Source organism: Mycobacterium barrassiae (assembly GCF_025822765.1).
GTDB classification, from domain to species: Bacteria; Actinomycetota; Actinomycetes; order Mycobacteriales; family Mycobacteriaceae; genus Mycobacterium; species Mycobacterium barrassiae.
Window position 1 is genome coordinate 190,881 of the sequence record NZ_JACKUK010000027.1, and the last position, 14,669, is coordinate 205,549.

Here is a 14,669-nt window from a genome sequence, read left to right on the forward strand (position 1 = left end):
GCCGGATGAGCCACGACGTGCCCGAAGGCTGGCCACGCGGGGGCGAGTGGAATTGGCTCTGGGAGGCCTACGTCGTCGGTCTCGCGATCGCGGCCATCGTCGCCGTGGTTCTGCTGGACCATCGCTTTCCGGGCAATGTCATCGGCGCCGCGGTCGCGCTGTCGGCGATGGCGGCGGTGGTACTGGCCTTCGGTCGCCGCGTGACCAGATTTCCCGAACGCGACTGGCGCACAGTCGCGTTCGTCGGCGCGGTGATCGGTATGTGGATCCTGGCGATGGTGGCGTCACCCGTTTCGGTGGCGGCCGTACCCGCGATCTATCCGATCGTGTTCTCCACGCTGCCGCTGGGCCCCGCGTTAATCGTGACGACGATCGTCAACATCGTCCCGTTGGCAATGTTGTTGCTGAGCAACGGCATCCGGTCACCGAATCTGTCGATGGCGATTGCGGTCACCCTCATCGCCCTCGTCGCCGCGCCGGTGCTCGGCACCGTCATCATCACGTCGCTGCGACAACGTCGTCAGCTGGCCGCACTGGTCGCCGAACTGGCGGCCACCCGCGCAGAGAGCGCCCGGCTGTCCCGGGAGGCGGGCACGGCCGCCGAACGGGAACGACTGGCACGCGAAATCCACGACACCCTCGCGCAGGGGTTCACCAGCATCGTCATGCTGGCCCAGGCGGTCGAACCCGAGTTGGACACCGACACCGCGGCGGCCAGGCGGCACGTCGAGTTGATCGGTGCCACCGCGCGGGAGAACCTCGCCGAGGCGCGGGCGATGGTGGCCGAACTGACTCCGAGCTCGCTCGAAGAGCCGCTGCCCGCCGCGATACAGCGGCAGTGCGATCGGCTCGCGGCCGAGACGGATACTCGCGTGACGGTGCGTATCGCCAGCGACCTGCCCGCCCAGAGCATGGCGTCCGATGTGGTGCTGCTGCGCGCCGCCCAGGAAGCCTTCGCGAACATCCGCAAGCACGCGCACGCCACGGCGGTGACGGTCGAGTTGTCACCGTCGGGTTCGAGAACCCGGCTTGTGGTGACGGACAACGGCATTGGCCTTGGCGACGGGCAAGGCGAGGGATTCGGGCTGCGGGGTATGCGCGCCCGGGTGGCGCAGGTCGGCGGCGAGGTCACCATCGCGCCGGCGGTAGGCGGCGGCACCACGTTGACGGTCGAGGTGCCGGCATGACGGCGCCCACGACGAAAGTGCTGCTGGTCGACGACCACCCGGTGGTCCGCGAAGGCCTGCGCGGCATGATCGACGCCGAGACAGACCTCACCGTCGTCGGCGAGGCGGGATCAGGCGCAGAAGCGATCGTCATGGCCGAATCCCTTCGGCCCGATGTCATTCTCATGGACCTGCGGATGCCGGACGTGGACGGCGTGACGGCGACCGAGCGCATCCTCGCCCTGCTCCCCGGGACACGCATCATCGTCGTCACGACCTACGAGTCCGACTCCGACATTCTCCGTGCCGTCGAGGCGGGCGCGGCGGGATATCTGCTCAAGGACGCCTCGCGTGCGCAACTGGCCGACGCCGTCCGCGATGCCTCACGCGGCAAGACGGTGTTGGCGCCCACGGTGGCCGATCGGCTGATTCACTTTGTCCGCCAACCTGTTTCAGCGGCGCTGTCGACGCGGGAAGTCGAGGTGCTCGGCCTGGTGGCCGTCGGCAAGACCAACGCCGAGATCGGACACGAACTGCACATCAGCGAGGCGACCGTGAAGACCCATCTGCTGCGGACGTTCAACAAGCTGGGCGTGTCCGACCGCACGGCGGCCGTGACGACCGCGATGTCGCTCGGCCTTCTCCGCGAGCAGACGTAAACGCACCGAATTCGTCGGCGTGTCGCGAACTTTTGCGTCTTCTCGCGCTAGGCGGTGAGTCGCTGCGCGGCGGCGGCGATCCGCTCGTCGGTCGCGGTCAACGCGACTCGAACGTGCTGCACCCCGCGCGGGCCGTAGAACTCGCCGGGCGCCACGAGGATTCCCCGTTGTGCGAACCAGGCGACCGTGTCGCGGCAGGACTCACCGCGTGTGGCCCAGAGGTAAAGTCCCGCTTCCGAATCGTCGACGGTCAATCCGGACGCCTGCAGGGCGGGCAGAAGTACGGCCCTGCGCCGCTCGTAACGCTCGCGCTGCTGACGTTCGTGTTCGTCGTCGTCGAGCGCGGCGACCATCGCAGCCTGCACGGGCGTCGGCACCATCATGCCCGCGTGCCTGCGCACCGCCAGCAGCTCGGCCACCACCGCCTGATCGCCGGCGACGAAGCCGGCGCGGTAGCCGGCCAGTGACGACGTCTTCGACAGCGAATGGATGGCCAACAGCCCGGTGTGGTCGCCGTCGCAGACCGAAGGATGCAGCAGCGACACCGGCTCAGCGTCCCAACCCAGCCCCAGATAGCACTCATCGGAGGCGACGAGTACACCGCGCTCGCGCGCCCAGCCGACCACCTTGCGCAGATGATCGACACCCAAGACCTTGCCGGCCGGATTACTCGGCGAGTTCAAGAACACCAACGCGGGCGACTGCGGGCCCAGCTGCGTCAGCGAATCCGCACGCACAAACGGCACCTTCGCCAACCGTGCACCGACTTCGTATGTCGGATAGGCCAATTCAGGCACCACGACCACGTCATCGGGGCCGAGCCCGAGCAGCGTCGGAAGCCAGGCGATCAGCTCCTTGGTCCCGATCACCGGCAGCACCGCACCCTCAGCCAGATTGGTGACGCCGTAACGACGCTCCAGCGCCGCCACCGCGGAAGCCCGCAACGAGGGAGTGCCCGCGGTCGCCGGGTAGCCCGGCGCGGAACCGGCCGCGGCCAGCGCCTCTCTGATGACAGGAGCTACATCGTCGACAGGTGTGCCGACCGACAGGTCGACGATGCCGTCGGGATGCGACATGGCCAGCGCGGTGGCGTCGGCCAGGGTGTCCCACGGGAACACCGGTAGCGACGCCGAGACGCGCGGCAAGCGAGCCGTTATCAGTCCTCGCCCTGCGGAGGCAGATCCTTGACCGCCTGCGGATCGTTGTCGGTCTGGCCGACCTTCGACGCACCGCCGGGAGAACCGAGCTCAGCGAAGAAGTCGGCGTTGATCTGCGTGTAGCTGGACCACTGGTCCGGCACATCGTCCTCGTAGTAGATGGCCTCGACCGGACACACGGGTTCGCACGCACCGCAGTCCACACACTCATCGGGGTGGATGTAGAGCATGCGGGCGCCCTCATAGATGCAGTCGACTGGGCATTCCTCGATACACGCCTTGTCTTTGATGTCGACACAGGGTTCGGCAATGACATACGTCACGGGTTGCTCCTCGATCTCCTGTCCAAGTGGGCTGTGGGTCGTTCTGGGGTCAAGGCCCCGAGAGTTCCAGCAAGTATGCGCAGTCGATACCTGCAAGGTCGGCTCAGTGTGCCCTAACTTCACGCGCCGCCCGGTACGGGTGGCGCGTGGTTACTGATACTAGACGTCGCAGATACAGCTAGACCAGTCGCCATACCCATCGTATGAGGCGTGCTGTTCAAGTGCTCAGCACGGGGCCCGGTGCGCGCCCTCCTGATTCGGGCGAAACGCCCACGAACGTCGGCACTTTGCGGACGCTCACCGACCGCCGGGCAGCCCATCAAGGTTTCTCCAAGTACTGCCACCCACTCTTTCCGCCGACGACCACCACCGCCCCTGTCGGCTCAACGAAAGACCAGCACATGACCTATCCGACGTACGCAAGAAGCACCCTCACCCCCACGACCCCCGTGAGTTTCCACTCCGCACCCACCCAGGGTTGGCCGATCCCGGCCGCGCCTGCGTTTCAGCCGCCAGTCCCCCCGCCGGCGCAGCCACCGGTCAAGCGCAAGCGCTTTCGCGGCCCCATCGCGTTCGTCCTGATCCTCGTGATCGTTCTCGCCGTTGCGGCCGCGGGGCTGCTCGCCACCGAGCTCTACGCGCGCACCGTCGCCGTCGGCAAGGTGAAATCGGCTGCTGCATGCTTCATCGAGGGTTCCGAGAGTGCGGTGGACGTGACGTTCGAGACGTCGCCGCCGGTGCTCATGCAGTACATCAACGACAAGTACACCGGGTTCACGATCACCACCAACGGCTCCGACATTCGCGGCGTCGACGGGATCACGGCGGACATCGCCGTCGACGACCTCGACCTGAACGGTGACGCGACCAAGCGGGGCACCATCGGCGCGATCGACGCGACCATCGCCTGGACCAACGAGGGGCTGCGGGAATCTGCCAACACCGCACTCAAGGAGGCCATCGACGAATACCTCGCGGACAGCTTCCTGAGCTTCCTCTCCGACTGGATCTCGACGGACGAGGTCGTGACGAGTGTGACGACCGATCCGTCGACCGGAATCGTCACGTTGAACGGGATGTTCGACAGCAGCATCGCCATCAAGCCGGTCACGACCGACGGCGGCATCCGTATGGTGATCCAGCCCGACAGCTTCTGGCTCGGCGGAAACCTGGATCTGCCTCAGGACGATCTGCAGGAGAAGCTCGACGAGATGACCGGCGAGCTGACCGACAACAAGTACGGCCTCGGCGTCGATTCGCTCGACGTCACGGACAGCGGCGTGGTCGCGAAGCTCTCGGCCACCAATGTCGAGATCCCGGCCAGCGACGGCACGAGCAGCTGCCTCGACATCTGAGCGCCAACGCATCTGGCGCGTCTGCAGGATCAATCAGCCTGCAGACGCGCCAGTTTGGGCGTCAGGCCTGCTTGAGCGCCTCGATCTCCAGCGTGATCTTGACCTTGTCGCCGACGACGGTGCCACCGGTCTCCAGCGGCATGTCGATGTCGATCCCGAAGTCCTTGCGGTTCAACACGACCGACGCTTCGAAGCCCGCGACCTCGCCGTGTCCCATTCCGGGGTTGACACCGTTGAACTCGAGCTCGAGGGTGACCGGCTTGGTGACGCCCTTGAGGGTGAAGTCGCCGTCAACGAGGTACGAATCGCCTTGCGGCCGGACGCCGGTCGACACGAAGGTGGCGGTCGGATACTGCTCGGCGTCGAAGAAATCCGCGGACCGGACATGAGCGTCGCGCTGTTCGTTGCGGGTGTTGATCGAGTCGACGGCGATTTCGGCCGTCACCGACGGGGTGCCGTCCTCGGCGACGACGATCGCACCGCTGAACGTGTCGAAGGTGCCCCGAACCTTGCTCACCATCAGGTGACGTACGGAGAAGCTGATGGTCGAGTGCACGGGGTCGATGGCCCAGGTGCCAGTGCTCAGGTCGGTGGCTACAGCGGCGGTCATATGAGTCTCCTCGAGATTGGGTGCCGGCCAGCCCGGCGCCTTCACCCGCAACAACCGGACTACAGTCCGTTTCTATTCCCCGGCCGTGCACAAGCACCCGCGGCACGCGCCCACCGTGCGCTCAGCGCGAAGATTCGGCCCGCTTTTCGCCGCAGACGCACACTCGACGGGAGGTAGCCGAGTCAGCCCCTGCCACCCCAGACGGCCTGCGCACCCGCGTCACCGATCCGAACCACCGTGACGATCGACGACACCCCTACGACCAGGGTGACGACGGCGAGCAGGGCCGCCGCGGCCTTATGTGGTTTGTCCGACCGACTCTCTGCCCAGTGCAGCGCCACCAGCGCCACCGCGACAATCAGCATCGCGACCGAGAAGTAGATCATCCACTCGCCGCGGTCGACGTGCTCCTGCAGGATCGGACGAGGCGGGCCGCCTTGCGCCAATAGCCACTCACCCGCCGACGTGGTCAACGGAGTGAGCACCGTCGTCATCACCGCGAATGCCAGCACCAGCCACACCAGCCGGCGACGGGCCGCGGGCCAGAACGCACACAGGATCTCGAGCAGCGCGGTCAAAGGCGCGAGCACCACCATGCCGTGGACCAACAGGGCATGCGCGGGGATTCCGGAGATGGTGTCCATGGCGCTCCAGGGTCTCGACGACAGCGCTACCAACGTATACGGATCGAAACCGTCAGTATCGAGTTTCCGTAAAGCCAGACACAGCAGCGTGTTTCAGCACCCTGCTATTAGGTAAGGCTAGGCAGCCAACGGCGCGTAGGTCGTGGACCGCTGCCGTGCCGGGCGGCCGATGCCCTCGGCGATCGCCGCGAGTTCTTCGACACTCTTGGCCGAACCGAACTCCGAACCCGCCATCCGCGAGATGGTCTCCTCCATCAACGTCCCGCCAAGATCGTTGGCGCCACCGTTGAGCATCACCTGCGTGCGCTCGACACCGAGCTTGACCCAGCTGGTCTGGATGTTGTCGATCCTGCCGTGCAGCATGATCCGCGCCAGCGCGTGCACCGCACGGTTGTCGCGGTGTGTCGGGCCAGGCCGCGCCCCACCCGCCAGGTACAGCGGCGAACTCTGATGTACGAACGGCAACGGCACGAACTCGGTGAAACCTCCGGTACGGTCCTGGATTTCACGCAACACGTTGAGATGCCCGACCCAGTGCCGCGGGGTGTCGACGTGGCCGTACATCATCGTCGAACTCGACCGCAGGCCGACCTCATGGGCGGTGGTGACGACCTCGATCCACATCGATGTCGGCAGCTTGCCCTTGGTCAGCACCCAGCGGACCTCGTCATCGAGGATCTCGGCGGCCGTGCCGGGGATGGTGTCCAGACCCGCCTCCCTCAACGACGTCAGCCACTCGCGGATCGAAAGTCCGCTCTTGGTAACGCCGTTGGCGATCTCCATCGGCGAGAAGGCGTGCACGTGCATCGACGGCACCCGTTTCTTGACCGCCCGCACCAGATCCGCGTAGCCGGTCACCGGTAGCTCCGGGTCGATCCCGCCCTGCATGCATACCTCGGTGGCGCCGGCGACATGCGCCTCCCACGCCCGGTCGGCGACCTCGTCGACCGACAGCGAGTAGGCGTCCGCGTCACCCTTGCGCTGCGCGAACGCGCAGAACCGGCACCCGGTGTAGCAGATGTTGGTGAAGTTGATGTTGCGGTTGACGACGAACGTGACATCGTCGCCCACCACATCGCGGCGCAGCGAATCTGCCAGCGCGGCAACGGCATCCAACGCCGGGCCGTCGGCCGTCGCCAGCGCCAGATATTCGTCGTCGGACAGGCCCGCCGGATCGCGCTCGGCCGCGCGCAACGCGGCGAGCACGTCGGTGTCGATGCGTTCGGGTGCCTGGGCGGCAAGCTCGTGCACCTTCTCGCGTATCGACTCCCAGTCGCCGAACGCGCTTCCCAGATCGCTGCGGGTCTCGGTGAGCCGACCCGATTCGTCGATCGCCGAGTGAAGGTCGGTCCGGCCCAAGGACTCCCACGCCTCGTCGGGTTCCTGCCAGGGCCGTCCGACGGGGTTGACGTCGAGCGCCAGACCGGTCTCGGGGTCGGCCAGCGCATCGACGTGCCCACGCAGCCGCGGGTCGATCCACGCCGCCCCGGCCTGCACGTACTGCGGCTGTGCGGTCAGCCGCTGCACCAGGTCGTAGCCTGCCTCGGCCGTCACCTCAGCCAGTTCGTCGAGTGCGGGCCAGGGCCGTTCCGGGTTGACGTGATCCGGGGTCAGCGGCGACACCCCGCCCCAGTCGTCGACACCCGCGCCGATCAGCGCCAGGCACTCTTCCCGCGACACCAGATTCGGCGGCGCCTGGATGCGCACCTTGGGTCCCATCACCAGGCGGGTGACCGCCACCGTCGCCACGAAATCGTCGAAGCCCGCGTCCGGCGTCGACGCCATCGCGGTGTGGTCCTTGGCCCGGAAGTTCTGCACGATCACTTCCTGGACGTGTCCGAACTCCTTGTGCGAGCGCCGGATCGCATGGATGGTGTCGGCGCGCTCGGCCAGCGTCTCCCCGATACCGACCAGCAGTCCCGTGGTGAACGGAATCGAAAGACGGCCCGCATCGGCCAGTGTGCGCAGCCGGACGGCCGGATCCTTGTCCGGGCTGCCGTAGTGGGCCAGACCCTTGGTCTCGAACAGCCGCCGCGACGTGGTCTCCAGCATCATGCCCATCGACGGCGCCACCGGCTTGAGGCGGGAGAGCTCCGACCAGCTCATCACGCCGGGGTTCAGATGCGGCAGCAGCCCGGTCTCCTCCAGCACCCGGATCGCCATCGCCCGCACGTAATCCAGCGTCGAGTCATAGCCGCGCTCGTCGAGCCACTGCTCGGCCTCGTCCCACCTCGCCTCGGGCCGGTCGCCGAGCGTGAACAATGCTTCCTTGCAACCCAATTCGGCGCCACGACGGGCCACATCCAGGATCTCGTCGGGCTCCATGTACATGCCGGCGCCCTGCGCGCGGAGCTTGCCGGGCACGGTAACGAACGTGCAGTAGTGGCAGGTGTCGCGGCACAGGTGAGTGACCGGGATGAACACCTTGCGTGAATAGCTCACCGGTAGTCGCCCGGTGGGTCCGCGCCGGCCGGCCGCCTCCAGGCCCGCATCGCGAACCCTGGCCGCACTGGCACACAGGTCCGCCAGCGCGTCGCCGCGGGCGGTCAACGCAATCGCGGCTTCCTCGACGTTGAGTGCGACGCCGTCACGTGCTCGTCGCAGCACGCGCCGCAGACTCGCAGGGGTGGGCGCGCTCGATTTCGGGGGGACCACCGGGTTGGGCAGATCAGCGCCGCGCTGGGGGTTCAGAGCCACTCCCGTGTAACCCCGCGATCGTTGAAGATCATCCGCACGTCTCACATTCTGAAACATCGGCGCCTGACATATCGGTCACAGTAGCCCGCGCGTCGGCGGCGGCGGTGGGCTGCCATCGGGTATGCCCGGGTCAGCAAAACTCATGTCGGCGTTTTCTCGTGCGTCAGCAAACTTCGGCGTACGTTACGTGGTGTCGGGGTTCTGAAGAGGATGTCATGAAACGTTTTGCACGCTCGGCAGTCGTGACCGCGGTGACCATGCTGACAGTGACCTCGACTGCGCTCTACCCGATTCGACCTGCTCCGGCGCCCTCGCCGGAACCAACTGTCCGGCTGGCAAGGGCCTTCCAGCCCACGCTGCCGACGCCGCCACCGCCCGGCGGGAACGTCGGCGAGAACTCGGCGCAATTGCTGATCGCGCCGCCGTCCCCCACGGCGTATCTCACGGCGACAGACCTGCCCGGTCTGCTGGTCCAGTGGATCGAACGGATCATCATTCCACCGAGCGCCAGCGCGCCGTTCCCGTCACCGACGTTCGAACGGACCGTCGTCGGCAACTCGATCGACAGCGTGGTCAAGAACGTCTACAACGCCGTCGAGCCGTGGGTGGAGTGGGGATTCGACGTCGCCGCATACGCAGTCGGCTGGATTCCCTACGTCGGGTGGCTCGCGCCCCAGATCGAGATCTTCTACAACTTCGGCGAGCGCATCGTGCGGAGCATCACGTTCAACATCGCCGACTGGCTGGGCGGCAACATCAGCTTCTGGGACGGGTTGGTCAACGTCGTCGTCGACACCATCAACTCGTTCATCTTCCTGGCGAACGACCAGTTGGCGTTCTGGCTGCCACCGTTGCCACCCATTCCGCCTATCGGCCCGTTCGCGGCAGAAGCGCCGGAAGCCGGGCTGATGAGGATGTCGTCGTTCGACGAGTCCACCCCGCCGACCGACCCCGGCGCCAAGCAGGGCGAACTCCTGGACCAAGACCCGGGCGAAGCGCTCAATCCCGGGCAGGGCGCCGGTGGAGAACAGCTGCCTGGCGAACTCGCAGGCGAAGGCTCTGGCGAACTCATCGAAGGTGATGGCGAGCAGATCGAGGAAGCGGTCGACTCCGAGGAGACCGATCCCGACCTGAGGATCGACGGCACGGACCCCGACACCACCGACAAGCTGACGACGACCGATTCGTCCGGAACGGTGCAGGCGCAGGGTGAGATCCGGTCATCCGCGGTCGCCACCCCGGGCATCACGTCGTCCCAGACCCAGGACACGAATTCGTCGCCCGGCGCCGTGTTGGACGAGGAACCGACCGACCCGACACCGGCACCCTCACCGCAGGAACCGTCGACAAGCGACGACGGGGCACAGCACGCAACCGATGACGCCAACGGGACAACCGCCAACGCCGAGTGACGGTCAGGCGTTCACATGACGCCGCAACACGGCGACCGGGGGCAGGGTGCCGAGCACGAGCAGCAGAAGGACCCCGTACGCCAGCACTCCGGAGCCACCGAACACGATGTCGTCGCCCGGCCCGCCGAGCGTCAGCCCCGCCACGGTCAGCAGCCAGGTCCACAGCGGTAGCGCCGCCACCCGCGGCGATGAGGTCCAATGCAGAGCGGCCCACACCAGCGCGGCATTCACCAGTCCAGCGATTAGTGCACTGACCGGAAACGGCCACGTCCCGATTCGAATCGGAAGAAAGAACGACGCCAAAATGGCGCAGAGGACGCCTTCGATGGCGAGCAGCGTGAGAACGAGGACGCGCCGATAGTCGACGCTGGTTGCTTGCGAACTCAGGTCGGAATGCTGTCGACCAGGGCGGTGATGGAACCGAGGACCCACTGGAAGTTGTCCAATCGGTCCTGCCAGTGCTGCAGGTTGGGATCCAGATCCTGGTCCATTGCCGTCCCTTCCACGCGCTGCGGGTCTGTCGGGCAGCTTACCCCGTGGCGACCCCTAATTGAGGTTCAGGCCGGACAGCAGGTCGGTTTCCCATCCGCGGTGGTCGCGCGGGCCGGCCGTGCCCGACACCAGGATGTAGTGCTCGATCGCGGCGACCGGCAGCGCGATGTTGTTCGACAGTGCCAACGAACGACCGTCGGGCGCGACGGTGACCTGGGTGGCGTGCGCCCGCAGCGCCGCCAGCTTGGCCGGCAGCCGGTCGGGGACGTCGATCACGGCATCGATTGCCTCGTCGGGATGGACGAACGGCACGTCGTCGATGGACACCCGCGTCCACTCCTGCGGCACGTCGCCGAGGTCGTCCAGCCCGGCGGCGAGCGCGGACTTCGACAGCACTGTCCAGTAGACCTTCGGCACGGTCCACGGCTCGCCGGGATACTCGTCACCCGCCGACGCCGCGACGGCCGCCATCGTCACCTCGTGGGTGTGAATGTGGTCGGGATGCCCGTAGCCGCCCGCAGGGTCATAGGTGACGACGACGTGCGGCCGCAGCTCGCGGATGATCGCGACGAGGGCACCGACAGATTCGGCGGGGTCGGCGTCGATGAACCGCTGATGGTGCCGCGGCGGCGTGCCTGCCATTCCCGAGTCGCGCCAGCGTCCGGCGCCGCCCAGAAAGGTCGGCTCGTCGACGCCCAGCGCGCGCAACGCCGCGGTGAGCTCGCCGATGCGGTAGCCGCCGAGTTGGTCGGCGACGTCGACGGCCAGGTGCGCCCACCGGTTGCCGATCACCTCACCCTCTTCGCCCAGCGTGCATGTGACCACACGGACCCGCGCACCCTGAGCGGCGTAGTGCGCGATCGTCGCGCCCGTCGTCAGGGTCTCGTCGTCGGGATGCGCGTGCACGAACAGCATCCGAGGACTTTCCATTGCCCCAGCTTGCCCGATGGCCGGCAGCTAGATTCACCTGGTGTCGCGCCGCACACTCGAATTCTCCTGCGCGATCGTCATCGTGGGCCTGCTCGCCGGAGTGGCGGGTGCGGCCACCACGTTGCTGCTGCACGCCATCGAACACCTGACGTACCACTACAGTTTCGGCACGCTGCTCTCCGGCGTCGGCGGCAGCAGTCCGGTGCGGCGGGCGTTGGGGCCGATGATCGGCGGTGCGCTCGCCGGCTTCGGGTGGTGGATGTTACGGCGCCGGACGGCCGTTCCGAAGCTGGCGGAGACGATCTCGGCGCATCGGCCGATTCCGCGACTGCCGCTGTCGATCGACGCGGGCCTTCAGGTGCTCCTTGTCGGCTCTGGCGCGTCGCTGGGACGCGAAGGGGCGCCGCGCCAACTCGCCGCTGCGCTGGGCGATTTCGGGACCACGCGGCTGGCGCTGACGGCGCGCGACCGTGAGATTCTGCTCGCCTGCGCGGCCGGCGCGGGCCTGGGAGCGGTCTACAGCGTGCCGCTGGGCGGGGCGCTGTTCGCCGCGCGGATTCTGCTCGGCACCTGGCACCCGCGAGCGGTCGGCACGGCGTTGATCACGTCGAGCCTCGCCGTCGCGGTCGCTGCCCCCGTCACTCATCTCGAGCACCCACTGGCGTGGCCGGACGCGCAGACGTCGTATCTGTTCACATTCTTGGCGCTGGCCATCGCACCTCTGGCCGCCGCTATCGGCCTGGCGTTCAACAGGGTGATGGCGGCCGCCGGCCCGAAGGTGCAGTACCGCTCGTGGATGCTGATTCCCGCGATCGCGGCGGCCGGCCTGCTGACCGGTGTCTGCTCGATCTGGTACCCGGAACTGCCGGGCAACGGGCGCAGCATTCTGACCGTGGCCGTGAACAGCGATATGACGCTCGGCGCCGCCTGCGTGATCCTGCTGTTGAAACCACTACTGACAGCGGTGTTTCTGCGGTCGGGCGCCGTCGGCGGCCTGCTCACCCCGGCCCTGGCTACCGGCGCAGCCGCTGGATCTGTTGTCGCACTTGCTCTCAACGAACTGGCCGGCACACATATCCACGTGTCGGCGCTGGCGCTGACGTGTGCCGCCGGGGTGCTGGCCATCACGCAGCGGTCACCGTCGTTCGCCGCCCTGTTCGTCTGGGAACTGGCGCACCCGCCGCTGTGGCTGCTGCTCGTATTCGCGGTCGGCGCGTTCGCCGCACACGCGCTGCGCGTTTTGCGTGAACGCCGCCAACCCGCCGACGTCAGATAGCGGATTACGCTGTCACGGACGGGTTTTCACCCAGGTGCCGGCATCCCCGACGATTCCGACCGGCACGGCCCCGGACAGCTTGACGTTCTGCACGCTCGGGCCCGCCGCGACGATCGTGGTGTCCTGCAGGATCGGCAACACTGTCGAGAGATTCCACAGCCGTGGTTCGACGGCGGTGATCACCTTGTCGATGGGCTCGCTGCCATCGAGCGCCGCATCGATCTTCGGCTGAATGCTGCGATCGCAGATGCCGGTGATATTGCTTGGCGCCTGGACCAATTCGCCGGTTTCGGGCGCGGGGGCCGCCGGGGTCGCCGACGTGGTTGTGGTGGCGGTCGCGGTCGGGCTCGTCGTCGCAGACGTCGTTGCCGTGGTGGTTGTCGGCGGAATCGTCTCCGAAGTTTCCGAGGCTGAAGTCTGCGGCGTCGCCGTTCCGGGCTCGGCCGTCGCCACTGCCGTAGCCTCCAGCGCCCGGCAGCCGTAGCGGGATGCCAGCGCGGTCGCCAGGTCGCCCCCGGCCTGACGCCAGCCGACCACGGCGTCGACGCGGTTGTTCGTCAACGCCTCGCCGTACAGGGTCACCGGATCGAGCGCCGACACCGACGCATCGATGCCCACGTTTCGTAATTGGTCGGCGGCCGTGTTGGCGACCGCGACCGATGTCGGGTCGTTGGCGGCGACGCCGAGCACCAGCGACAGCGGTACCCCGTCCTTCATGATGCGGCCGCGGCCATTGTCCGGGGCGGGCGCGCCTGGGGTCGGCGGTGGCGACGTCTCCACCTCGTAGCCGGCGTCGATGAGCAGCTCGAGCGCGGCGTCCCGCGAGATCGCAGGCGGCGCGGTCGGCACATAGCCCGGATCCGAGGGCGATCGGACCTGCGCCTGCGCCAACGTCACCGTGTTGTCGTCACCCGCACCCACCGCGGCCAGCAGATCGACGTCGAGCAGTCCGAAAATCGCTTTGCGCACTTGGGAATCCGCGAGGGACGGCTGCTGAGCGCGTAGCGATATCTGCATGACGCGCGGTGTGACGATCCGCGCCGTCCGCACGTCGGGGATCGCCGACAGCTGCGCGAACGTGGCCGCGCCACCGTGCACCTGGGCCACCTGGGTGTCGCCGTTGCGGATCGAGTCGGCCAGCGCCGCCGCGTCGCCGCCGCGGCGCAACAGGATCAGGTCGGGTTTGGCCGGCGCGCTCCAGAACCGGTCGTTGCGGGCCAGCAGGATCTCGTCGCGCTGGGGGTCGATGTTCTCGACGCGGAACTGGCCGCCAGTGACCGGCAGGGTGCGCGCCAGTCCCGCGGCGAAACCGCCGGGGATGTCCTTGACGATGTGGGCCGGCAGGATGTTGTTGAACAACTCACGCCACGCCGGGTAGGGCTGCGAGAAGGTCACCACCGCGGTCTTGCCGCCCTCCACCGACTGGACGCCGGTGATGAGGTCGTACCCCGCCGGATCGACCACGCCGGGCTGGCTGACCATCTGCTGCCACAGATACCAGTAGTCGTCGGCGCCGATCGGGGCGTTGTCCGTCCACGACGCCTCGGGCCGGATCTTGTAGGTGACGGTGAACGGGTCCTGACTGGTCACCTCGGCGGACTCCAGCAGCGTGGTGTCGAGCTCCCACCGCGATCCGGTTGGCGTGTTCGGGTCGGGCACCGGCCGGAAGGAGCTGGGCAACACCAGCGAACTGATCGCGGCGTTGACGGGCGATTGGTCGGCCAGCAGGTGCGGGTTGAAGCCGGGGCCGATCCAGTCGATCGCCATGATGATCTGCGTCGCCTTGGGCGGCGGGGGTGCCGTCGTCTCCGCGGTATCGGTGCTCTGGGGCGCCGGAGGCGGGCTCACAGTGCACCCCGATACCAGCGTCACCAGCGCGGATAGCGCGGCGATGACGTGTACTGGCCTCGGCACGGTGTTCAGGGTATCGGCAGCACCTGAGCCGCTC

At 67.5% G+C, this 14,669-nt stretch carries 13 protein-coding genes; 5 read left to right on the forward strand and 8 right to left on the reverse strand.

The window, feature by feature from the left end; all coding sequences use genetic code 11:
- Positions 1-5: 5 nt before the first annotated feature.
- Both H7J93_RS17945 and H7J93_RS17950 read left to right on the forward strand, forming a co-directional pair.
- Complete coding sequence (locus tag H7J93_RS17945) at positions 6-1,187, forward strand: sensor histidine kinase (protein WP_267307637.1); 1,182 nt, start codon at positions 6-8, stop codon at positions 1,185-1,187.
- Positions 1,184-1,825 (forward strand): response regulator, encoded by a 642-nt coding sequence (locus H7J93_RS17950; RefSeq protein WP_267307638.1) that lies wholly within the window; start codon positions 1,184-1,186, stop codon positions 1,823-1,825. Before H7J93_RS17945 ends, H7J93_RS17950 begins: the two co-directional genes overlap by 4 nt.
- A gap of 47 nt (positions 1,826-1,872) precedes the next feature.
- On the opposite strand, the gene dapC is transcribed toward H7J93_RS17950, so the two are convergent.
- Entirely contained in the window at positions 1,873-2,970 is a 1,098-nt protein-coding gene (gene dapC, locus H7J93_RS17955) for a succinyldiaminopimelate transaminase (protein ID WP_267307639.1), read from the reverse strand.
- 11 nt (positions 2,971-2,981) lie between these two features.
- Positions 2,982-3,305: a ferredoxin gene (gene fdxA / locus H7J93_RS17960; protein ID WP_083152347.1), complete on the reverse strand. Its 324-nt coding sequence runs from the start codon at positions 3,303-3,305 to the stop codon at positions 2,982-2,984.
- 401 nt (positions 3,306-3,706) lie between these two features.
- Between fdxA and H7J93_RS17965 the strand changes: the two genes are divergently transcribed.
- A complete protein-coding gene (locus H7J93_RS17965; protein WP_267307640.1) occupies positions 3,707-4,660 on the forward strand; it encodes an LmeA family phospholipid-binding protein in 954 nt (317 codons plus the stop codon).
- Between the two features lie 61 nt (positions 4,661-4,721).
- On the opposite strand, the gene H7J93_RS17970 is transcribed toward H7J93_RS17965, so the two are convergent.
- From H7J93_RS17970 to H7J93_RS17980, 3 genes are all read right to left on the reverse strand, one after another.
- A complete protein-coding gene (locus H7J93_RS17970; RefSeq protein WP_267307641.1) occupies positions 4,722-5,270 on the reverse strand; it encodes a YceI family protein in 549 nt (182 codons plus the stop codon).
- 182 nt (positions 5,271-5,452) lie between these two features.
- Positions 5,453-5,914: a DUF2231 domain-containing protein gene (locus H7J93_RS17975; protein ID WP_267307642.1), complete on the reverse strand. Its 462-nt coding sequence runs from the start codon at positions 5,912-5,914 to the stop codon at positions 5,453-5,455.
- Between the two features lie 117 nt (positions 5,915-6,031).
- Positions 6,032-8,611 (reverse strand): bifunctional FO biosynthesis protein CofGH, encoded by a 2,580-nt coding sequence (locus H7J93_RS17980; RefSeq protein WP_267307643.1) that lies wholly within the window; start codon positions 8,609-8,611, stop codon positions 6,032-6,034.
- Between the two features lie 215 nt (positions 8,612-8,826).
- Here H7J93_RS17980 and H7J93_RS17985 point away from each other — a divergent pair, with 215 nt between their 5' ends.
- Positions 8,827-10,023, forward strand: coding sequence for a hypothetical protein (locus H7J93_RS17985; RefSeq protein WP_267307644.1), 1,197 nt, complete (start codon positions 8,827-8,829; stop codon positions 10,021-10,023).
- Positions 10,024-10,026: 3 nt separating this feature from the next.
- On the opposite strand, the gene H7J93_RS17990 is transcribed toward H7J93_RS17985, so the two are convergent.
- On the reverse strand, positions 10,027-10,455 hold the full coding sequence (locus tag H7J93_RS17990; RefSeq protein WP_372507928.1) for a hypothetical protein: 429 nt from the start codon (positions 10,453-10,455) through the stop codon (positions 10,027-10,029).
- A 114-nt stretch (positions 10,456-10,569) separates the two neighbouring features.
- The gene (mshB, locus tag H7J93_RS17995; RefSeq protein WP_267307645.1) at positions 10,570-11,445 is read right to left on the reverse strand and encodes an N-acetyl-1-D-myo-inositol-2-amino-2-deoxy-alpha-D-glucopyranoside deacetylase; all 876 of its coding nucleotides are present in this window, start codon (positions 11,443-11,445) and stop codon (positions 10,570-10,572) included.
- Positions 11,446-11,485: 40 nt separating this feature from the next.
- Here mshB and H7J93_RS18000 point away from each other — a divergent pair, with 40 nt between their 5' ends.
- Positions 11,486-12,721 carry a chloride channel protein gene (locus H7J93_RS18000; protein WP_267307646.1) on the forward strand — a complete coding sequence of 412 codons (1,236 nt, stop codon included), beginning with the start codon at positions 11,486-11,488 and terminating at the stop codon, positions 12,719-12,721.
- Positions 12,722-12,733: 12 nt separating this feature from the next.
- Here the strand turns inward: H7J93_RS18000 and H7J93_RS18005 are convergent, their stop codons facing one another.
- A complete protein-coding gene (locus H7J93_RS18005; protein ID WP_372507945.1) occupies positions 12,734-14,644 on the reverse strand; it encodes an ABC transporter family substrate-binding protein in 1,911 nt (636 codons plus the stop codon).
- Positions 14,645-14,669: the final 25 nt, after the last annotated feature.